This window comes from Flammeovirga aprica JL-4, from assembly GCF_012844305.1.
GTDB lineage: Bacteria > Bacteroidota > Bacteroidia > Cytophagales > Flammeovirgaceae > Flammeovirga > Flammeovirga aprica.
The window spans coordinates 1-22160 of record NZ_JABANE010000088.1; the positions used below are offsets into that span (position 1 = coordinate 1).

Annotated in this window: 19 protein-coding genes and 3 tRNA genes; 7 read left to right on the top strand and 15 right to left on the bottom strand. The window is 35.5% G+C overall.

The window, feature by feature from the left end; translation table 11 throughout:
• Positions 1 to 179 precede the first annotated feature (179 nt).
• Complete coding sequence (locus HHU12_RS24530) at positions 180 to 674, top strand: hypothetical protein (protein WP_169659381.1); 495 nt, start codon at positions 180 to 182, stop codon at positions 672 to 674.
• A gap of 305 nt (positions 675 to 979) precedes the next feature.
• Here HHU12_RS24530 and HHU12_RS24535 read toward each other — a convergent pair whose 3' ends face one another.
• From HHU12_RS24535 to HHU12_RS24555, 5 genes are all read right to left on the bottom strand, one after another.
• Complete coding sequence (locus HHU12_RS24535; RefSeq protein ID WP_169659382.1) at positions 980 to 1762, bottom strand: C40 family peptidase; 783 nt, start codon at positions 1760 to 1762, stop codon at positions 980 to 982.
• On the bottom strand, positions 1759 to 2427 hold the full coding sequence (locus HHU12_RS24540; protein WP_169659383.1) for a hypothetical protein: 669 nt from the start codon (positions 2425 to 2427) through the stop codon (positions 1759 to 1761). The genes HHU12_RS24535 and HHU12_RS24540 overlap by 4 nt, the downstream gene beginning before the upstream one ends.
• A gap of 3 nt (positions 2428 to 2430) precedes the next feature.
• A complete protein-coding gene (locus tag HHU12_RS24545; protein ID WP_169659384.1) occupies positions 2431 to 3441 on the bottom strand; it encodes a potassium channel family protein in 1011 nt (336 codons plus the stop codon).
• Positions 3442 to 4449, bottom strand: a complete 1008-nt coding sequence (gene murB / locus HHU12_RS24550) for a UDP-N-acetylmuramate dehydrogenase (RefSeq protein ID WP_169659385.1) — start codon at positions 4447 to 4449, stop codon at positions 3442 to 3444.
• A gap of 85 nt (positions 4450 to 4534) precedes the next feature.
• Positions 4535 to 5899 (bottom strand): UDP-N-acetylmuramate--L-alanine ligase, encoded by a 1365-nt coding sequence (locus tag HHU12_RS24555; RefSeq protein WP_169659386.1) that lies wholly within the window; start codon positions 5897 to 5899, stop codon positions 4535 to 4537.
• A 516-nt stretch (positions 5900 to 6415) separates the two neighbouring features.
• Between HHU12_RS24555 and dnaB the strand changes: the two genes are divergently transcribed.
• Positions 6416 to 8098, top strand: a complete 1683-nt coding sequence (gene dnaB / locus HHU12_RS24560) for a replicative DNA helicase (RefSeq protein ID WP_169659387.1) — start codon at positions 6416 to 6418, stop codon at positions 8096 to 8098.
• A gap of 79 nt (positions 8099 to 8177) precedes the next feature.
• Here the strand turns inward: dnaB and HHU12_RS35105 are convergent, their stop codons facing one another.
• The 5 genes from HHU12_RS35105 to HHU12_RS24580 form a co-directional block, all read right to left on the bottom strand.
• Positions 8178 to 9599, bottom strand: coding sequence for a ferrous iron transporter B (locus HHU12_RS35105; RefSeq protein WP_205959985.1), 1422 nt, complete (start codon positions 9597 to 9599; stop codon positions 8178 to 8180).
• 6 nt (positions 9600 to 9605) lie between these two features.
• On the bottom strand, positions 9606 to 10382 hold the full coding sequence (locus tag HHU12_RS35110) for a FeoB small GTPase domain-containing protein (protein ID WP_205959986.1): 777 nt from the start codon (positions 10380 to 10382) through the stop codon (positions 9606 to 9608).
• Positions 10369 to 11280: a metal-dependent transcriptional regulator gene (locus tag HHU12_RS24570; protein WP_169659388.1), complete on the bottom strand. Its 912-nt coding sequence runs from the start codon at positions 11278 to 11280 to the stop codon at positions 10369 to 10371. The genes HHU12_RS35110 and HHU12_RS24570 overlap by 14 nt, the downstream gene beginning before the upstream one ends.
• Positions 11281 to 11617: 337 nt before the next feature.
• Entirely contained in the window at positions 11618 to 12211 is a 594-nt protein-coding gene (locus tag HHU12_RS24575) for an OmpW family outer membrane protein (protein ID WP_169659389.1), read from the bottom strand.
• Positions 12212 to 12229: 18 nt separating this feature from the next.
• Positions 12230 to 12874 (bottom strand): DUF4136 domain-containing protein, encoded by a 645-nt coding sequence (locus HHU12_RS24580; RefSeq protein ID WP_169659390.1) that lies wholly within the window; start codon positions 12872 to 12874, stop codon positions 12230 to 12232.
• A 221-nt stretch (positions 12875 to 13095) separates the two neighbouring features.
• Here HHU12_RS24580 and HHU12_RS24585 point away from each other — a divergent pair, with 221 nt between their 5' ends.
• The 3 genes from HHU12_RS24585 to HHU12_RS24595 all read left to right on the top strand — a co-directional run bounded on the left by HHU12_RS24585 (position 13096) and on the right by HHU12_RS24595 (position 14482).
• Entirely contained in the window at positions 13096 to 13635 is a 540-nt protein-coding gene (locus tag HHU12_RS24585) for a helix-turn-helix domain-containing protein (protein WP_169659391.1), read from the top strand.
• Between the two features lie 55 nt (positions 13636 to 13690).
• Positions 13691 to 14092: a YkvA family protein gene (locus HHU12_RS24590; protein WP_169659392.1), complete on the top strand. Its 402-nt coding sequence runs from the start codon at positions 13691 to 13693 to the stop codon at positions 14090 to 14092.
• A gap of 144 nt (positions 14093 to 14236) precedes the next feature.
• Complete coding sequence (locus HHU12_RS24595) at positions 14237 to 14482, top strand: hypothetical protein (protein ID WP_169659393.1); 246 nt, start codon at positions 14237 to 14239, stop codon at positions 14480 to 14482.
• 451 nt (positions 14483 to 14933) lie between these two features.
• On the opposite strand, the gene gcvT is transcribed toward HHU12_RS24595, so the two are convergent.
• From gcvT to HHU12_RS24615, 4 genes are all read right to left on the bottom strand, one after another.
• Entirely contained in the window at positions 14934 to 16034 is a 1101-nt protein-coding gene (gcvT, locus tag HHU12_RS24600) for a glycine cleavage system aminomethyltransferase GcvT (protein ID WP_169659394.1), read from the bottom strand.
• Positions 16035 to 16235: 201 nt separating this feature from the next.
• Positions 16236 to 16309: transfer RNA gene (locus HHU12_RS24605), tRNA-Met, on the bottom strand.
• A gap of 37 nt (positions 16310 to 16346) precedes the next feature.
• Positions 16347 to 16420 (bottom strand) — tRNA-Met (locus HHU12_RS24610).
• Between the two features lie 37 nt (positions 16421 to 16457).
• Positions 16458 to 16531 (bottom strand) — tRNA-Met (locus tag HHU12_RS24615).
• An 847-nt stretch (positions 16532 to 17378) separates the two neighbouring features.
• On the opposite strand from HHU12_RS24615, the gene HHU12_RS24620 reads away from it, so the two are divergent.
• Both HHU12_RS24620 and HHU12_RS24625 read left to right on the top strand, forming a co-directional pair.
• A complete protein-coding gene (locus tag HHU12_RS24620; RefSeq protein WP_169659395.1) occupies positions 17379 to 19718 on the top strand; it encodes a TonB-dependent receptor in 2340 nt (779 codons plus the stop codon).
• Between the two features lie 133 nt (positions 19719 to 19851).
• Complete coding sequence (locus tag HHU12_RS24625; RefSeq protein WP_169659396.1) at positions 19852 to 21048, top strand: thioredoxin family protein; 1197 nt, start codon at positions 19852 to 19854, stop codon at positions 21046 to 21048.
• A 69-nt stretch (positions 21049 to 21117) separates the two neighbouring features.
• Here the strand turns inward: HHU12_RS24625 and HHU12_RS24630 are convergent, their stop codons facing one another.
• Entirely contained in the window at positions 21118 to 22152 is a 1035-nt protein-coding gene (locus HHU12_RS24630; protein ID WP_169659397.1) for a guanosine monophosphate reductase, read from the bottom strand.
• Positions 22153 to 22160: the final 8 nt, after the last annotated feature.

A 22160-nucleotide genomic window follows, 5' to 3' on the forward strand; every position in this document is an offset into this window, starting at 1 on the left:
ATCTCATGGAAGGAAAGCCAAAAGTTTATTTAAATATGGCTTAGAGAAACTTTCTCAATGCCTACAAAATAAATTTTATGAACAGCTAGAAATGCTGTTCAATCAATTTTTGTCATATACTTAGTATTATTTTAGTTGTTTTTTGTTTGATTTGGGGACATTTCCTTTTTATCAATATTATGAAAAAACGGTATACTTGGTCTGCTTTTTTGGTGAGCATCACTGTCTTTCTTTTTTGGAAGTTGCTATCTTTTTTTTACTTAACAAGTTATTCTAGAGAGGTTGTATGGGAGGAAAATAGTAGAGATATTCTTGGTGTTGAAGCTAATTTTGAGAAGCAGGATTATATAAATATCAACTTTTTTGGTTCTTCTGTAGGTAAATATCAGATTGAAACTATTAGCCCTCAAAATATAGTAAATAATGATTTTGTTACATATTTTCCTTCATTTTCCTTTGCAAATCATAAGTGGAAAGGAACGCCAGTTTTTGTAACCTATGATATGGAAAAATGTCTTGAAAATGGGAAGAGTTTAGGGGTGGAAATAAAAGAGAAGTTAGAGTCAATGGGTTATTACTATGCTTATAAAGAGGGGGATATTGAAGGATCAATAGAGTACCTGTTTTTATTTGATCCGGAAGAGAAGAACTTTTATGTTTTAATCCAATTTTAAAAAATAAAAAAAGCCATCAAAATCATGATGGCCATGGCTAGTTCCGGCTAAATTGTTGAAAGTAATTTCATCAATAAGTGATGTTAATTAAAATTTCTCATGATTTCGGGTAAAAATCGGTGAGAACATGATTAACCATTTTTTGCAGTAACATATTGATGTTGAATAAATTTAAGCATTTTTAAGGACTTAAACCAACCTAAAAAAGATATAAATAAAAAAAACATAACTAAAAGCAGTTATGTTTGATATATAATTAACGTATATACTTTGTTATTGAATTTTTAGTAAATTTCTTAATAAATCTAAATAAACTTTTTAGAGACCCTCATTATATGTGAAAGCTCATGCGTTTGCTTGCCTTCTCTGTTACTGAAAATTCCATTGGTATTCAAAATATCTTCCCTTACAAAGTGGGAGGAATGGATAATTTTTTCCTTTCCAGATACAATGCCGACATGAGTGATTCTTCCTTTTTCATTGTTGAAGTAAGCTAAATCGCCGGGTTTGCATTGTGAAAATGAAACTTTAGTACCAATTTCAGCCTGCTGATACGCATCCCTTGGCAGATTTACTCCATGTGCTCCCATTACAGTTTGAGCGAATCCAGAACAATCAATACCAAATATTGAACGTCCGCCCCAAAGGTAAGGTACACCCATGTATTTTTCAGCCGTACTTAAAGGGTGCTCCTCATTTTTAGAAGGTAAAACACTGTGCAATTGAGCGTATTTCAATTGCATGGAATTACACTTTTCATAATGAAAAGGCAGGGTAGACCCTACGGATAAATTAATGGTTTTCTGATTGTCAAAAATAGGGTAGATCAAACGGGTGACAACTGGGTGTTCTTCTTTCATATACCTTTCGGCATACTCTGGAGCCACCTCGTTATGTTGGCCATAAGTGATCCATCCTTCATAATCATCTTTCAGCATTTTGATCTGTATCCACTCTTTTTTGTCATCTATGGATAACACTTTATAAAGCTCACCATATAACAATTGGGTGGTCATCTCAGAGGCGTGAGCTGCTTTACCTCTTACCGCTAGGGTACTATATATACAAAGTCCAAATGTTGGCTTCATTGAATTCGATTTTTTTTCTTTGTTGCAAAGCTGATACTTGCTGTTATACTGAAATTACTTGATGTATTTGGTACAGTATAAATATCATAATGGCTTTCTATGTAATAGTAATTCAGGACAATTTCAAGTGAAACTCTTGGTGTCCAGAAATTACCAAACCCTATACTTACACCATAAACATTGCCGTAGCCATCAAACTTTGCAGTATTGTCTTGTACAGTATAGGTGATACGCGTTTTACTTCTAGCATAGGATAACTCTCCAAAAATACCACTTTTTAAGTATTTTCTTACTCTCGGCCCTCCGCCAAGGAAAGTTTCTATGTTTTTATTATCGTAAGTAAAAGATAAAGTTCTTAAACCTCCATGCAAGAAACCGCCAATCATCAATTCATCAATAATAAAATAGCCGGCATATATGGTACCAAAAGCATCGATCAAAACATTACTATTGGTAAAGCCCAAATTACGGTTCTGATAAGCAAAACCTAAACCATAGCCAAAACCGGTCAGTATTTGACCTTTTGAAGTTTGAAGCATAAAGTTGTTATCCTCGTCTGAATGTACGAGAGTTTGTGCTCTATCTTTATTTTGTGCTAATCCTAAATTGGTGAAAAAGAAGAGATAGATCAGCAGAAAAGGCAGTACTTTTTTTTTGTAGTTCATCTATTACTTTGATAAGCGTTCTTGAATATACGCTTTTTCTTCGGCATTTGTCATGATAACCAATACAGATTCGCTTTTTAGTATTGTATTGATGTCTGGTTTGAATTGCCAATCGTCATTATTTCTGATGGCCAGTACAAGAGTGGAGGGTAGGTTGTGTATTTCTAATGCTTCTAGTTTTTGTCCAACATAAGGCTCATTGATATGGACCTCTTCCAGCTTGAAAAAGTCTGATTTCTCTCTTCGTATGGCGTCAATAAATGTTGTAATTGTAGGGCGAAGCATTTCCATTGCCATTCTTCTACCGCCAATAGAGTGTGGGGAAACCACTTCATCGGCACCAACAGAAATGAGCTTTTCTTTGAAAGAAGGAAATTTATTGGCCGATACAATTCTAACCTCAGCATTAAGCTGTCTTGATGATAAAGTGGTCACAAGATTAAGATTGTCATCGTTTGTACAGACAAATACTCCTTCAGCTTTTTCGATTCCTGCTGAGATCAAAATGTCGTCAACGGTGCAATCGCCCACAATACCATAAGCGTGCTTATATATTTTTCGATGTTTGAGATAGACCTGATTATCCTTTTCAATAAAAACAAAAGGTTTCTCTCTTTTATCTAATTCCTCTGCGATTTTTAAGCCTACTCTTCCTAAGCCGCATATAATGAGATGTTTGTCTAGTTTGTTGATCATGCGTAAACTTCTTCTTTTAACAAATTCTTCTTGAATATGGCCTTCCAGGAAGAAAGCTGATAGTGAAGTGGCAATATAGGTAAAAGTACCAATACCACTGAATGCTATAAAAATAGCAAAAAATCTACCGACTGGGTTGTTGTCTAGGGGAATAACTTCACCATAGCCGATTGTAGTGATGGTAATTGCTGTCATAAAGAAAGCATCAATTGGCTCTACGGGAGTACTTGAAGTCGCCATAAAACCAATTGTTCCCATCATCAAAATAAAGAGAATTACTCCAAATGCAGGTAATATTTTGGATAATATGGGTCTCATTTAGATAATATTCACTTCAGGTTCTATTTTGATACCAAATTGCGTTTTTACATCCTTTTGAATTTGAAGTGCCAATGCCCATGCTTCTTCACCAGTAGCACCACCGTTGTTGACCAATACCAAAGCTTGTTTAGGGTAAGTACCCACATTGCCAAGTGATTTCCCTTTCCAGCCCGCAGTTTGAATCAGCCATCCTGCAGGAATTTTTATAAATTCATCACTTACAATATAATGTGGAGCCTCAGGATATTTCTCTATGATTTTTAAGGCCTCACTTTTCGGTAATACAGGATTTTTGAAAAAGCTGCCACAGTTGCCAATTTCTTTCGGATCAGGAAGTTTAGATTCTCTGATTTTGATGATCACTTTTGCTAAATCAAGAGGGGTGAGGTGAGTGATTTCTTGTGCTCTGATCTCATCTTCAATAGCACCATAACTTGTATTGAAATTCCATTCTTTATTTAACTTTACAGTGATAGAAAGAACAGCAATTTTACCTTTCAGCTCGTTTTTGAAAACACTATTTCTATAACCAAACTGACAATCCTGATTACTATATTCAAATGTTTCATCTTTCTCAAAATGATAAAACTCCACACTTTGAATAACATCTTTGACTTCTACACCATATGCACCAATATTTTGGATAGGACTAGCCCCAACAGTACCAGGAATCAAAGCGAGGTTTTCAATACCTTGCCAGCCTTTTTCTACTGTTTTCATTACCGTATCATGCCAGTTTTCTCCAGCACCAATTTTCAGCGTTACATGTGTGTCATTTTCAGAAAGTACCTCAAAACCTCTGATTTCATTTTTGATGATCATTCCATGGAAGTCCTGTGTGAAAAGGATATTACTGCCTCCTCCAAGGATGATGAAATTTTGATCTGCAGGTTTTTGTTGGAGTATAGTTTTTAATTCTTCTTTATTGGAAAAAGTTGTAAAGAAATCAGCATTTACTTTAGCCCCGAAAGTATGGTAAGGTAGAAGTGAAATATTTGTTTTCATAGGTCTTAAAAAAATAAGGCGTTAGGTTGTATTTTCGAATTGAAATCAACCCAACGCCTTTTAGAATAATTTATATAGAAAAATACTATTTAGTGATCTCTTCCACTAGCTCATCAATTGGCATTTTGTTGAATTGTCCAGAAGACATTAATAGAAGGTTTTTCTTCTCCCAGTCAATCTCTAATAAACGGTTTTGAAGTGCTTTTTCATCAGTGAAGACTTCTACGTTCTTTTGTTTGAAAGCGGCAAAAACATCTTCTTTTGTGATGGTATTCAAGCCTTTGTTTTCTACCACTTTAGGGTTGAAGTACACCAAAGGAATTGAAGCCTCTTTTAGTGTTTTTTCATATTCAGATAAGAATGATGAAGTTAAACTGCTAAAAGTATGTAACTCTAGGCAAGCCACAAGCTTTTCTTTAGAATACTGTTTTGCAACGGCATGTACAGTAGCTTGTACTTTAGAAGGTGAGTGAGCAAAATCTCTGAATACCTTTGTGTTAGGTGTTTCTTTGATTAATTGCATTCTTAAAGCAGCGCCTTCAAAAGAAGCGATTGCCTCAATAAACTCATCTTTGCTTACATTCAGACGTTTACAAACCTCCATTGCAGCAGACATATTCTGTAAATTGTGGTCACCAAAAACTTTAGCTTCCGTATTTACATGACCCGCTGTAATAATTGTTTTTCCGTCTTTTACTTTCGACTTTAATTTGTCGTATGGAACAAGATCAACATCGCCAGAGATGTCAAGTCTTTTTACAAGTTTCTTTAAAGTTTTATCATCTCCGCTATAGAAAACTACACCTGCTTTAGGTGAATTTTCAACGAACAATTCAAATTGCTTTTCGTAATCCTCGTATTTAGGGTAAACATTTACATGATCCCATGCAATACCAGTGATAACGCCGATATGATGATGATAATTTAAAAACTTAGGTTTAGGATCTAATGGAGAAGATAAATATTCATCTCCTTCCAGAATGATAACAGGAGCACTATCCGTAATTTTCACAGGTCTTTCCACACCTTTCAACGCCGCACCCACAAGGTAGTCGCATTCAATGTTCCAGTAATTCAGCACATGAATAATCATTGAAGTTACAGAAGTTTTACCATGACTTCCAGCCACTACAACACGTTGCTTATTCTTAGTCTGAGAGTAGATATATTCAGGGAAAGAATAAATATTAAGTCCTAATTGTTTAGCCTTTACTAATTCCGGATTGTCTTTTTGAGCGTGCATCCCCAAAATTACAGCATTGATATCTTTTGTAATTTTTTCAGGGTGCCATCCCATTTCAGCAGGAAGTAAATCAAACTCCTTCAGGTTAGAATAGGCAGGTTCATAGATGTGATCATCTGAACCACTCACGTTGTAACCTTTTTGCTGTAATGTGATTGCCAGGTTGTGCATAATGCTTCCACCTATTGCAATAAAATGAACTCTCATGTATATCTATTGATAGTATAAAATTCAAATAATATGATGTATAATGTAAGTATCAATTCAAATTTGACTGACTGCAATTCCTATAAATGTTTTGTGGCTGTTTTTTTGATTAAACTTGAAATAGTCCTACCATCATCCCATTTTTCAGTTTAACACCCACATAAAGCAAAACAGAATTGCTTGATTCATTCATTTTGACATTGTACTTAAAAGTAAAATTAAAAGGAACCCCTTCTTTTACTTTTGAAGTGCAAATTTATTAAATTTTGACGAATAGACTACTATTCGTATTGAAATCAATCCATCATATTGTAAATCTTTATCAATAAGACCAAATTTGTTCACCTAGAAATAATGATAGATTATGTTTGATTATTGAAATATTGCATACAACATAAACATGTTGTTATAGGAATCTTTTTAAGATCAATAAATTAGTAAACTATATCACACTTATTTGAAGATCTATTGGCTTAAAACCTAAATTTTAGAATAAATCTCCTTAATTTTGTAGCTATGGAGAAGTCTAGTAGTAAAAGTAGTTTAATTCAATCTGCTTTTAATCAAAATAAACCAGACAATGTTGGTCTAGAATTGATGAATGCCAAAAAAAGGCCTTGTGATCACGAATTGGAACGCGTGACTTTAGGAGCATTGATTCTAGAGAAAGAAGCCCTCAATGAAGTAATTGAGGTCTTGAAGACGGATACTTTTGATAGAGAAGCACATCAATATATATATAATGCAATTGTAGGTATTTTCAACAGAAGTGAACCTGTTGATCATATGACGATTGTCACTGAGTTAAGAAAGTCAGGAGAGTTAGAGAAAGTGGGAGGTGTAAGTTACATTGCCCGTTTGACACAAAGTGTTACCTCTTCTGCCAATGTTCTTCACTATGCTCGTATTTTACAAGAATATTCAATCAAGAGAAAATTGATTAATGTTTCGAATGAAATACAAGTGAAAGCTTATGAAGATACCACAGATGTTTTCGATCTTTTAGATAAAATGGAAACTTCTCTTTTTGAAGTGTCTGAAGAAAATGTACGTAAAAACTACATGGGCATGAATGAAGTAGTGAAGGAAGTATTTCATGAACTGGAAGAGCTGAGAGATAATGATAATGACTTTACGGGTGTTCCTTCAGGGTTCACAAATCTTGATAGGGTAACTTCAGGATGGCAACCTTCTGATTTAATTATCATTGCCGCCCGTCCTGCCATGGGTAAAACGGCCTTTATCTTATCAGCTTGTAGAAATGCATCTGTAGGTTTTGGTAAACCAACTGCTATTTTCTCACTAGAGATGTCTGCTGCACAGCTTGTGAAACGTTTGGTTTCCGCTGAGGCAGAATTGGAAAGTGAAAAATTAAAGAAAGGTAATCTTACGGATGAAGAGTGGAGAAGGTTAGTGGATAAAACATCTAGCTTATCTTCAGCACCAATATATATTGATGATACACCCGCACTGACAGTTCTTGAATTGAGAGCGAAGTGTAGAAGGTTGAAAGCACAGCATGATATTCAGATGATTGTGATTGACTACCTTCAGCTGATGAGTGGAGGTGATAGTAAATCGAAAGGTAACCGTGAACAGGAAATTGCCTTTATTTCACGATCACTGAAGCAAATTGCAAAGGAATTGAATGTTCCAGTGATTGCACTTTCTCAGTTAAGCCGTGCGGTGGAAACTAGGGGTGGAGATAAAAGACCTCAACTTTCCGATCTTCGTGAATCAGGTTCAATCGAGCAAGATGCCGATATGGTAATGTTCTTGTACCGTCCAGAGTATTATGGTTTGGATGAAGATGAAGAAGGAAACTCAACAAAGGGAATGGGTGAGGTGATTATTTCCAAAAACCGTAGTGGTGGATTGGAAAATGTTCGCTTGAAATTCATCGGTCAGTTTACAAAGTTTGCAGATTGGGAAGATGGTTCATTCATGTCTTCTGAAGATATGATGTCAGGAATGCATGGTGGTTTTGCCGGTGCTCCAGCTATTCCTTCAAGTTTGCCAGATACAGGTGCAGGAATGCCGGGTGAAGTGACATTTGATCAGATGAATGCCATGCCTCCAGATATAGATTTTAATGAAGGTGGTCAAGATTCAGGGCAGGAGTTCCAAACTCTTCCTTCAAAACTGAATAGAGACAATAATGATGGGGCACCGCCTCCGTCGAATGATCCTCCTTTCTAAAACATATAAAAATGAAAATGGCTATCAGCGTAAAATCCGATAGCCATTTTTATATTAAAAAGAAAGTAACAAGAAGCTATTACATCAAATAATAGATCTGTGCTACAACAAAGCAAACAATAAAGCCTAAAATTACAGGTCCGATGGAGGCAAGAGTGGTCCACCTTAAACTATTCGTTTCCTTATAAATAGTATAGATAGTAGTACTGCATGGATTATGTATCAAGGAGAACAGCATCACATTGATGGCGGTAAGCAGAGTCCATCCGCCTGCTACTAACACATCGTGAGTATTGCCCATCGAATCTAATTCAAACATTACACCGTCACCTGAACCATAACCTGTGATAGAGGAAGTCATTACCGTTAGCATCAGTATAGTAGGTATGACAATTTCATTGGCAGGGATAGCAAGAACATACGCTAAAAGAATTACGCCGTTTAAACCGATCAATAATCCAAAGTTATCAAGGATGTAAATCAAGTGATTCGCAATGGAATCTTCTCCAATTGTGATATTACAAACTAGCCAGATCACTGCACCTGCTGGAGCTGCAAATAAACAAGCTCTCCACAGTACAATCAATGTTCTGTCGATAAGCGATGTATAAATGGTTTGTAAAATTCTAGGCTTTCTATAAGGAGGTAATTCTAATGTAAAAGAAGAGACTTCACCCTTCAGAAAAGTTCTTGAAAGAGCCCAAGAAGTCATGAAGGTTAATGCAATACCCAATAATGCGACTCCAATTACACTTGCCGTAGAAACTAAACTCTGATACGAATCAGGTACCATCTGTCCAATGAAAATCGTTCCGAGTAAGATCTGTGTAGGCCAACGTCCATTACAGAGTGAAAAGTTGTTGGTGATAATTGCAATCAACCTTTCCCTCGGACTGTCAATAATTCTTGTGGCAATCACACCTGCTGCATTACAGCCAAAACCCATACTCATAGTCAAAGCTTGTTTGCCATGTGCTCCTGATTTTCTAAAAAGAGCATCAAGGTTAAAAGCAATTCTTGGTAAGTAACCTAAATCTTCCAGAATGGTAAACAAAGGGAAGAAAATAGCCATAGGGGGGAGCATTACAGAAATGACCCAAGCCAATGACAGGAAGACCCCATCTATTAAAAAACCGCTTAACCACCATGGCGTACCAAGATCAATAGCAAAAGCCCTTAACCATTCATAGGCATTGTCTAGCAGTAAAAAAGCTAAAAACTGAGAAGGGTAATTTGACCCAATAATAGTAAGCCATAAAACGATAGCCAAAACACAGAACATAATTGGAAAGCCCCAGATAGGACTTGTAACAATTTTGTCTATGGTTCTGTCAATATTAAAATTTTCCTTTTGTCCTTCTTTAATTACCGTCCTGTCTGCAATTTGAGCGGCGTTTTGGTAAATACTTTCAGAGAGTTTATCATGAAATTCCTGTCCAATTTCCCACCTCGTTTCAGCCGCTTCCTCTAAAAGATTTTTAATGGCATTTTCCTTGTCCATTGTCGTTTATTTGTCGTTTATAAATTCTCCTTCCTCAATCGCTTTGATAATATCTTCATCCCCATCTAAAAGACGGAAAGCAATCCACCTAGCATTAGGCAGCCCTGGATATAAACTTTCAATTGAAGCTTGAATCTTAGAAACCTTTCTATCGATTTCCTTTGGGACATTTTTAATTCTATGAGGAGTACATTTTATTTTTCCCTTTGCAACGTCATCTACCGTTCTTAATAGATCTTGTATACCAACATTGCGGATAGCAGAGGTAGCTACAACCGGAATTCCCAAATCTTTTGATAACGTTCGCTCGTCAACTGTGATATTATGACGTTTTGCTTCATCAATTAAATTCAAACACAGTACAGCTTTGTCGGTTATTTCTAAAATTTGCAATACTAAGTTCAAGTTTCTTTCCAATCGGCCAGCATCTACTACTATAATCGTAACATCAGGTTTTCCAAAAAGAATGAAATTTCTAGCGATCTCTTCGTCTTCAGAAGTTGACATCAGAGAGTAGGTGCCAGGAAGGTCAATGATTTTATAGCTATTCTCATTGAACATAAAACCACCTTCTGCTCTTCCTACTGTTTTTCCAGGCCAGTTGCCCGTATGTTGTTTTAATCCCGTTAGATTATTGAAAACAGTACTTTTTCCTGTATTCGGATTTCCTGCGAGAGCAATTACATAATCTGTATTTTCTACCTCAACACCCAATCTCTTTAAACTTGTATTGGGGTTGTGGGCACATGATTCGCAGGCACTTTGTGTATTATTCTGCATCATTATTAATTTTTTTAATTAATATCATGTCCGTTTGTTCTTTTCTAAGCGCAATCAAAGTTTCTCTGATTAAAAAGGCTGTTGGATCTGAAAGAGGACTGACCATATTGATCATGATTTTTGAACCTTTTACAAAACCAAGATCAAGCAATCTTCTTCTGTTAATCCCTCTGCATTCAGATGACAAGCCCGTAATCACTGCTTGCTCACCTTTTTTGAGATGGGACAACCTCACAATTCCTTTTGGTATTTCTTCTTCCTCTTCCAACACTTGCACTGTTATGTTTTTAAGGTCTTTTCTATCGAAATCCAAAGCGTGACCTTCAGTGGCATACATAGAAGATGTGAAATTGATGGTCATGATGGATCCAATATGCAGACCTTGTTTTATAATAGATTTATAAACTTCTCTAGGTTCATCTTCTATATGTAAAACTTTTACAGTGCAATTATGTTCTATTTTTGAAAGGCTAATTCCTTTTAGCTTAGGAAGTTTTCCGTCTTTGGTAGGGATGGGGTCGCCATGAGGGTCAAACTGAGGATTTCCTAATTCTTTCGACATCAAATTCACTTCTTCATCCGTCAGCGCATGTTCCATTTCTTCGGCCTTGTGATGCCAAGAACTTTTAGAAAAACCTGTTTTTTCAGAGAGGTATTTCTCATAAATCCTGTGTCTGCGGATTAATTTAATTGCAGAAATACGTCCTTTTTCTTCAAGAATCAGAGTATTCTCAACTTTAGAGATTGCTCTGTCCTGAATTAACTGCTGAATGCTTTTGCTGATTTGATCAGAAGAAAATAAGAGCTCATTATCGATTTCTTGAAAGTTAGAAACCTTGTTCTTTTCCTCGTTTTTATAGAGGTATTTCAAAACATCTTCTTCAATTATGCTCTGATCCACCCTTTTAAGTAGTAGTGTATTTAACCAATTCTTAATACCCATCGCGACCGTAAACCTTTTGTATGTTTGATAACAATCAGTTGATCAATTAGAATTTCCAAAGTCAACTTCCTGCTGTAAATATAACTTTATTTTTAGGCTTGTCTAAAAATATTCACTTTTTATTAACAAAAATGAAGCGAATCGTATTTTTTAAGATATTCTGAATAAAGAAAAGAGGAGGAAGGGCGATTTGTAATAAAACTTGTAGATTGATGGAAATAGAATTTTTGAGCATGAAAAAGGCCGGCAAAATGAATTGCCGACCTTAAATTATTACTAACTATATTACCATTTTCTATAAGTCGAAAGCAAAGCCAATGTTCAAGCTCCAATAAGACTGTGATGGAATACTGTTCGCTTCAAATGCATAGTTATATTTTACATTTGAATGGAAATAGGTAGTTCTTCCAATAGGAACCAAAACACCCACTTCCGGAGCAACTTTGAAGTGCCATTGTTTGTCTACCCATGCCACAGAACCAATCTGATCAGAGTATTCAAAATGAGCAGCGCCAATGCCACCGCCAACATACGGTCTCACGCCACCTTCAAGACCAAAATAGTAATGATAAGTAGCCATTAGAGGGATTTCATTGATGTAAGTATAATTTTGCCCAGAAATATGTCCATCACCAATAGGTTGAGTAGTGAAACCTTTGTGTTCATAGAATCTTTGGAACCCAGCTGAGAAACCAACACTCATATTAGGATTAATAAAGTGTCTGTAGTCAAAAGTACCACCTCTGAAACTTGCATCACCAGTAAAATCGGCTGTGTTTCCGGCAGGGGCAGCCATACTGTAAGTTAAACTTATAATGTTTTCCTGTGCTAATGCTGATCCACCTGAAATAACTACAAGTGTGATCAAAATAGAAAGTATTTTTTTCATAATGATTTATTGTTGTAATTATTTATTCAAATATGGAGATTGTTCAAACATTTGTATAATATTCTTTTCCGCTCTTCTTTGTTCGTCTTTGCTATTAGTAGTAAAACCGTTGGTTAAACCTTCCCAAAGAATCGGAACAGCTATACTGTCACCTTCATTTAATGTAGCAGGCAATTGTGTAGGTACATTGTCAGCAAGTTCAATTGAGATTGTACCTTTTTGGTAAGCACCAATTCCTTGAATAGGGTAAGGGTACCACGGATAGCCCCAACCTGGGCCCCAGCCCCAACCTGGATAACCACCCCACCAGTTCCACCATGTATAATAAGTGGTGGTAGTAACAGAGTAGCAAAGAGCAACTACATCAGGTTTACGAGAATCATTTTCATCAACAAATTCCCAGTTCTTTTTAAGCATTTCCTCTTTCACTGTATTAAGAATGACGAGGTCCATATCAGTTGGTTCATGTTCCGTAGTGTCGCCAACATGTACTACTTTCCAGGGCATTCCAAAGGTCTTCTTGCTTTCGAAATCAGCTTCGGGATTTACATTAGTGATGACCACGTCATAGTCGTCTGCTGATTGAGGACCTTGAGGATCACAGGCTGTCAGAAATGCCAAAATTGACATTAATGAGAGCAATTTTAGTCTCAAGAATTTCATTTTTTTTGATTGTTTAGTTGTATTAATAAAATTAAGTTTTGGTTAATTAAGTATACTTCATTGACAAAATACGGTTGGATATAGACACTGATTTTAATTTTAATTAGGATAGATTAAGACTTTTAAAATATTGATTTATATTGGAAAATAATTTAACATAAATTGGTATACGGGTTGTTATCTAATATATTCAGATATGACACAACTAAACACATACTTCGATGAGCTTGATTTTTGAATTAATAAAAGAAAAAAAAATTAATACTACTGAGGCAGTAATTTTACAATTTTATACATTGAACAATTCTTTTACTGAACCTAACGCCATAGTGGCTGAAGAGCTTAATGTGTCTTTGTCGGTGGTGAGCAGAGCAAAAAGGAAGTTGATTAAGTTGGGATTAATTGAAATACAAAAGAATTATACAAATGGACTTGCCAGAGATGCAGATACTGTGACCACTAATCAGAATATATTAGAGTTGTTTGGATTGGGGAAAACACCAATTAATAATGCACATTCTGAAATAGTAGAAGAAGTGATTGTTGATGATGAAAGTTTGTTGATAGAAGATTTGGTGAAAAAACATTTAAGAAAATCATCAAGACCAATCACCTTAAGTAATATTGCAACACAGATTTCTAAGATAGATGGAAAAATAAAGCCAAAATTGGTAGAAAAGTATAAGGCAGTTATTATACGTGAAATTGAAAATCAAGGGTATCGATGGCATAATAATAGTGTATTTGCTACTTTACTGTAGTATTTAAAGTACCAAGCCAAAAATAACTTTATTTAAAACGAAAAATCAGTTAATAATGAATTACAAAGGAATCGTTAAATATATTGGAAAGGAATCAGTGAAGTTCTCTTCCAAATTTACAGAAAAAGGTTTTTGGGAAAAGCTCGGGAAATATTCTCAAAAAGCAGGTATGAAGCTTACATTTTATGCTATCACTTTATTTTATACCATGATCGATGAAGATACTCCCAGCGGTTCAAAATTAATGATCATGGGGGCGCTAGGTTATTTTATTTTCCCTTTGGATTTAATTCCAGATATAGCACCAGGAATAGGATTTACAGATGACTTAGTGGCACTTACGGGTGCTTTTGTAAATGTAGCCATGCATGTAAAGCCAGAGCATAAACAGAATGCTTTAAAGAAAATGCAGCAGTTTTTTGGGAAAGATATTTCTATACAACAGGTTGAATTGTAATTTTTTAGTAAAATAAATAAATATTTCAAGTATTGTGTAACTCTATATCGTGTTAGTTAAACACTTGTGTTTCAAAATAGTATATTAGATTAACTTTTTAAAAGACACATTCTATTTCGTTTAGTAACCATTTTAATAACTATCATGACTAGAGAGCAAAAAATCCAAAAATTTTTAATGGGTCTCTGTTTAAATGCAGGAGATTCTATGGAAGACATCGCAAAGCATTTAGGCGTATCATCAAACAGTGCTGAAATAAAAGAGATCATGCACTATTTAGAACAAGAAGGTTTTATCAAGAACACTCGTGTAGAGTATAAGAGAACGAAAACTTCTTTAACGAAAAAAGGAGATAAACAAGCAAGTTCTCTATTAGAAATTGCCAATTAAGACCGTCTCAAGAAAAAAATAAGGGCAGTTATTTTATAATAACTGCCCTTTTCTTATGTCAAATTGAATAAGTACTAGGACAGAAGAAATGGAACAATAATTACGTGCACCATGACTGAAGTCATGGGCAGGTGATACAGACTCCACCAACACTAAAGTGTTGCTTACGTTATCAATCTTCAAGACTTTAGTCTTGATTAGATTGTTGTATCACCTGCCCATAGTTTTAACTATGGTGCACGAAACACTCGTTTACTTTTGTCATAGTACTTAAGTACTGTGACAAAAGTAAAGGTACATTTTATCTTATCTTTTTTATCCTACTCTTCGTTAGATTTTTATCGCGTAACTAAGGCTATGCTCTGCAAATCTGCCTTGATTAGAATAAAAAATATTAAACTAAAATCATCCCTTTTCTTCTGTCACAGTACTTAACTTACTGAGTTTGAATCTATCCTTTGTAGAATGGAAGTTTACTTACTACAGCTTTCAATTTTCTGTTTCTTACTTCAATAATTACTTCAGTACCTGACTTCGTTTGAGGTCTATTAATATAGCCTAGTGCTACGCCTTTTCCTAGCATAGGAGACATAGTGCCTGAAGTTAAATGACCAATCTCTTCGCCCTCAAGTGTAGTCACTTTATAACCACCTCTTGGAACACCTCTGTCGATTAATTCAATACCTACTAAACGACGCGTTACACCTTCTTCTTTTTGCTTTGCAAGGTTTTCAGAGTTTGTAAATTCTTTCGTGAATTTAGTAACCCAGCCTAATCCAGCTTCAAGAGGAGAAGTAGTGTCATCAATGTCATTACCGTATAAGCAGTAACCCATTTCTAGACGTAGTGTATCTCTAGCTCCTAAACCGATTGGCTTGATGTCATAATCAACACCTGCTTCAAAGATTTTTTTCCAAACCTCTTCAGCATCTTTATTAGGGACATACAATTCAAATCCACCAGCACCAGTATAACCTGTTGCTGAAATGATCACATTGTCCACACCTGCAAACTTTCCTTTCTCGAAAGTATAGAAAGTCATATCTGATAAATTCACTTCTGTCAATGATTGCATTGCTTCAGCCGCTTTAGGACCTTGAACAGCAAATAAAGAGATTTCATCAGAAGCATTGCTCATTTCCACACCTTCAGTGTTTCTATCAGCAATCCAGTTCCAGTCCTTTTCAATGTTAGAAGCATTGACAACCAACATGTATTCTTCGTCTTTGATTTTGTAGATAATCAAGTCGTCTACAATACCGCCATCTTCGTTAGGGAGACAAGAATATTGAGCCTTTCCGTCAAATAATTTAGAAGCATCATTAGAAGAAACTCTTTGGATAAGGTCTAATGCTTTTGGGCCTTTCAAAAAGAATTCACCCATATGTGAAACATCAAAAACACCTACACCATTACGTACCGTTTTGTGCTCCTCTAGGTCAGATGAGTATCTTACAGGCATGTTGTAACCTGCAAAAGGAACCATCTTAGCACCTAATGATTCATGAACATCATTTAGGGCGATTTTCTTTAGTGTTTGTTGATCACTCATGATTTAGTATGTGTTTTTTCGGTTAAAAACGGAGTATTTAATTACCATTAAATACCCTCATTGCAAAATTTTGTCAAATGTATAAAATATGAATCAAAGTAGAGCATGTTTAAGGTCTAAATTTTAATTGCAGCTGTACTTGATGATGGTTTTGAAGGGCATAAAAAAAGCCCAAGGTAATGAAACCTTGAGCTTTAATTGTAGCGAGAACGAGAGTTGAACTCGTGACCTCCGGGTTATGAATCCGACGCTCTAACCAACTGAGCTACCTCGCCAGGTTGCAAGCGGACAATGCTTGCGGTTATTATTTTGTAGCGAGAACGAGAGTTGAACTCGTGACCTCCGGGTTATGAATCCGACGCTCTAACCAACTGAGCTACCTCGCCAGGTTGCAAGCGGACAATGCTTGCGGTTATTATTTTGTAGCGAGAACGAGAGTTGAACTCGTGACCTCCGGGTTATGAATCCGACGCTCTAACCAACTGAGCTACCTCGCCATTTCGGAGTGCAAATATGGGGTGTAAGCTCTTAAAGTGCAAATCCTATAGAAGTAATTTTAGTAAAAAAATGTAAAGGAGTAAGTAAGTCGTTATTATTGAATGAAATAAATCAGGATGTTTTTTAATGTATAATTCAAATTTTATTTTTTAAAAACACCATTTTGCCATTTTTAAACCCATATCCTTTCCTTAGAATTATACTGTTGTCTTATTTTTTAGGCAAAATCTTCTAATGATGATTCCTTCTACTAATTCCACATTTTTGATTACTTAATGTGATAACATTGTTAATACAGTATTTTTTTGGAGATTCATCAGAAAATAGAAATCAATAATCGATAAATGTTTTAAGACATGAATTAATTCCATAAGTACTAGGACAGAAGTAAACTGACATTTTATCTTATCTTTTTTATCCTACTCTTCGTTAGATTTTTATCGCGTAACTAAGGCTATGCTCCGCAAATCTGCCTTGATTAGAATAAAAAATAACAAGCTAAAATTATCCCTTTTCTTATGTCATAGTACTTAAGTACTTGGACAAAAGTAATTGGCATTTTGAATGCAAAAAGTGGTTCGTGTTGTGGTTCAGTGGACGTTGTAGTACAACGTCCCTACAGCCTACTTTCAATTTTTGGTAGAATATCATTTATGAAGGATACAGTTGTAGGGATGTTGCATTGCAACGTCCACTGAACCACCATAAAAACCATTTTACGAACCATAATTCTACATTCTTAATTCTTCATTAAAAAAGTGCCATAACTTTTGTCACAGTACTTAACAGATTTAAATTGGTTTTCTAATATTTTTAATACTTACCAATTTTCATAATTTTGCAATTATGTTGCATAAATTTATTTTAACAATCTCATTTCTTTCAATTTCTTTTATACTTTCAGCTCAAGAATTTCATTTCTACGGAAAAGTTATTGACTCGGAAACAAAAACACCTTTAGCAGGGGTGTCCATTAAGGATATTGAAAATGACAAAGTAATCACCTTAACAAATGATGAAGGTAGATTTAACTTTAACTATCAAAAGGAAACTGCATTTTTTAATTTCCATTTTTTAGGTTTTGATGAAAAGAAAATCAAAATAAAAGCAGAGAAAAAAACTACAGTTTTGTTGGTTCCATCTCTTCAAGAACTTGATGTTGTTGATGTGCATAGTCACGGTCATGATGAACTGTCTTTGTCTGGGTTGAATACAAAAAGTATCAGCTCTTACACATTAGAGACGCAAAGAGCAACGACAATTTCAGAAACACTTTCAAAAACAGCAGGTGTGTCTTTTATCAGTACAGGCGTTGGGATTTCCAAACCTACTGTAAGAGGAATGGCAGGGGCAAGAGTTGTTGTAAGTGTTGATGGGGTAAAGTTGGAAGATCAGCAATGGGGCATGGATCATGGGCTTTCTATAGGTCAGTCTACCGTTGATGAAGTAGAAATTGCAAAAGGTGCCGCTACGCTTAAATACGGTTCAGATGGTTTGGGTGGTGTGATTAGAATGAAATCACCAGAACCGCTCGGAGAAGATAAAGTAGAAGGTAGTGCGGCATTGAATTATAAAAGCAATAACCAGTATTTTGGCGGAGACTTCAAGGTTAATGCTCAGAAAAATAAATTCTTCTATCATCTGTCGGGAGGTTATGAAGATTTTGGAAATTATCAGGTTCCAGCAGATCAGTTTTCATATTTAGGAGCGATCTATCAGATTAGAGACGGTTTTTTAGCCAACACAGGAGGTAATATTGGTTCTTTAAAAGGAATGGTGGGTTACAGTGGTGATAAATGGATTACAAGTGTTTCTTATAGCATGTTTGATCAGACTGTAGGTTTGTTTCCAGGAGCAACAGGCATTCCTACACAGTCATGGATTGATAGTTTTGGTAATGCCAGAAAACCTGAAATACCAAGGCAAGAAATCATTCATCAAATGCTAACAGTAAATTCTCATGTTGATACATGGGGAGGTATATTATGGTTGGATTTAGGATATCAAAACAATGATCGTAAAGAACTTTCTGATCCAACAAGACATGGAAGAACATTAGACGAGAATGGTTTTGTTGCGAATGCTTTAGATCTTGAAACTTTCTCCACTAATATACATTTTGATAAAGAAGGTGATAAAAGTAAGTGGGAAGTTGGAGTGAACTATGAGTTCCAGGAGAATAAAAGGAGCGGTTATGATTTCTTGATTCCAAATTATATGCAAAATACGATTGGTTCTTATGGTATGATAGGTTTGTCCTTATCCAATAATTTGGATTTGATTGGAGGACTGCGCTTTGATTATATTTCTTTTCAGTCAGAAAAATTTACAGACAGCTTCTTTAAAGACCCTCCAGGTTCAGAAAATCCATGGGTGAGAGCAGAAGATATTAATAATGAATACTACAACTTTACGGGTTCTCTAGGTTTAAAATGGAAGATGTTTAAGCTTATTGAGGCGAATACTAATATTGCAAGAACTTTTAGAGCACCAACAGCCAATGAACTAGCGTCGAATGGTGTACATCATGGTACTTTCAGGCATGAACAAGGTAATCCAGACCTAAACCCAGAACAAGGTTATCAATGGGATATTAACTTAGCTTACAATTCGAAAAAGCTAAGTGTATCCTTTAATCCTTACTTCAATTATTATTCAAACTATATTTATTTATCCGCAAGTGGAGAAGCCTCTCCTTTGCCAGACGCTGGTCAGATTTATAAGTATACAGAGAGTGAAGGTTATTTTTACGGCAATGAGTTTATGCTGGATTGGGAAATTTCTCCCTCTTTTAAATTTCATAATGCCACAGAATACGTTTATGCTGTCAACACAGATTTAAATAGATCTTTCCCTTTTATTCCTCCTTTATCTACATTAAATGAGATCATTTACACTGCACAGATAAAGCATAGTTTCTTCTCCAAGCCCTTTGTGTCTTTTAATGCAGAGTTAGTACAGGCTCAAAATAGAGTAGACAGAAATGAAAAAAAGACAGAAGGTTACGCGGTTTTAGGTTTTAAAATGGGTACAGGTTTTTCTATCAATAATGTTTATGGAAATTTATTATTCAGAATTGATAACCTCACAGATAATGTGTATATGCGTCATTTGTCAAGGTATAGATTGTTGAATATTCCGGAACCGGGAAGAAATTTCTCTGTAAGTTTGAGTGCTTGGTTTTAATAGTGAGAAAATACGTCTATATTAGAGATGTCAAATTATAAAGTAATTCAATAAATAATTTTGACCCGAGGATCATTCCTTGGGTTTTTTATTTTTCTTCAATAAATTTCACTTCTAACTATTCAATATGAAAATGAGAAAATTAAATCTAACATTTCTATTCACAGTATTGACTTTCACTTTGCATGCACAAGGAATCCAATTTTCCGAAGGTACTTGGGAAGAGGCCAAAGTGGAAGCAAAGAAAACAAACAAGCATCTTTTTGTTGATGCGTACACTACATGGTGCGGGCCGTGTAAGTATCTTAAGGAAAAAATATTTCCTGTAAAAGAAGTAGGAGATGTATACAATGCAAATTACATTTCTATAGCTCTTGATATGGAAAAAGGAGAAGGGATTGACTTTGCTAAAAAGTATAGGGTGAAAGCATTTCCTACTTTGTTGTATTTTTCACCTGATGGTCAAATTGTAGATCAAAAAGTGGGAGGGGCAAAACCAAAAGAATTTGCACAATGGGGCAAAGATGCATTGGACCCTTCTAAACAACTATTTGCTCTAAAAAGAAAAATAGAATCTGAGGAAAGCCCTTCAAAAGAGCGTTTGAGGAATTACCTTTTGATTTCCTATGAGTCCTTATCTCCAAATGAAAAAATGCTGTCATCTTGGTTGGATATGCTTGTAGAAGAGGATTATAATGATCCTGAAAACCTTAAATTGATTGGAAAGGCTGTCACTCAAGCAACAATTCATTCAAAAGTAGTTGCAGTTTATCAAAAGCACTCTGAAGCAGTTATAAAAGCACTTGGGTATGGATCTGAAAAAAGTATAGATCTTGGTCTAGCATTACGAACATTATATGATATTTCTGATACAGCCACAGAAGAGGAGTGGGAACAAGAGAAAGCATTGATATTAAAAACTGTGGAAAGATCAGATGTTGAGGCTGATATGATGTCTGAAGATGCCAAGTATTGGATATCAAAAAAAGAATGGGGTAAGGCTTCACAGAGTGTAGATAAGGCAGTAATGCTATTTGATGCGAAAAATGATAAGTACGTTTTTGAATTGTTAAATGATTTTTCGTGGCAGTTTTATGAAGCTGGCGTAGAAGCTAAGTATATGAAAAAAGCACTTACATGGGCCAATAGATCAGTGCTTATTAAAGCTAGTTTTTACAATTTAGATACCCAAGCTCACATTCTTTATACCTTAGGAAAGTATGAGGAAGCTAAAGTGGCGGCAGAAAAGGCCATCAAACATGGAAAACGAAAGAAAAATGATTATTCAGGCACGCAAAAACTGCTGGATAAAATCAATAGTGTTCTTTAGTGATGGTATATAGAAAAGCCTTGCAATTGATAAAATTGCAAGGCTTTTTCATGATCTTTTTTTGAAAGATTAGTTGCGGACTCCGTGAGCTTTTGACTCATAAAGACCTGAAGTTGTCATTTCAACAAACTCCACATTACCTTTCATTTCATCAAGAGTGAAAGCACCTTGGTAAGTCATACCAGAAGCTAAACCACCTAAGTATTTCTTGATGATTGGCTCAACAGGCCCTTTGTAAGGAACTAATGTTTTTTCACCTTCAACAGAAATTACTTCTCTTGATTTTTTATTGTCTTTTTTCAACTTACTGATAGCTGCATCAAAAGAAGCCATACCTCTGTAAGTTTTGAATTTTCCTTCAGTAGTAGTGATCAATTCACCAGGAGCCTCGTCAGTACCTGAAACAATAGAACCTACCATCACGTTGTCAGCACCTACACCAATAGCTTTTACTACATCGCCAGGTTGTTTGATACCACCGTCAGCACAAATCGGAATACGGTTTCCTACTGCTTGGTACACATCATCAATTGCTGTTAATTGAGGAACACCCGAACCGGTCATGATACGAGTAGTACACATTGAACCTGGGCCGATACCCACTTTCAAAGCGTCAGCACCCCATTCTAAGAAATCTACCGCTGCATCTCTAGTGGCAATATTACCAACCATCACATCAATTTGTGGGTAGTTTTTCTTGATAAATAATAGTGTTTCTTTGGTCATTTCTGAGTGACCGTGGGCAATATCAAGAACGATAATATCAACTTTTGCTTCTGCAAGAGCGGCTAATCTTTCCTCGTAATCTTTAATTCCCAAAGCTGCAGCACAAAGTAAATTTTCTGCTTTCACTTTTCTCACTTCGTCAGCTTGTTCTTCAATCGTCAAGAAACGGTGAAGTACACCTAAACCTCCTAATCTACCAACAGCAATACACATTTCGCTTTCACAAACTGTATCCATGTTTGCAATTAAAACGGGTATATCAATAGTGTGATTCTTAGTAACTTTAGTCTTGAAGCTAACATCTCTTCTCGATTTGATGGTATTGTATTTTGGTACAATTAATACATCATCAAAACTATAGGCTTTTCTGATTTTCATAATGGAAG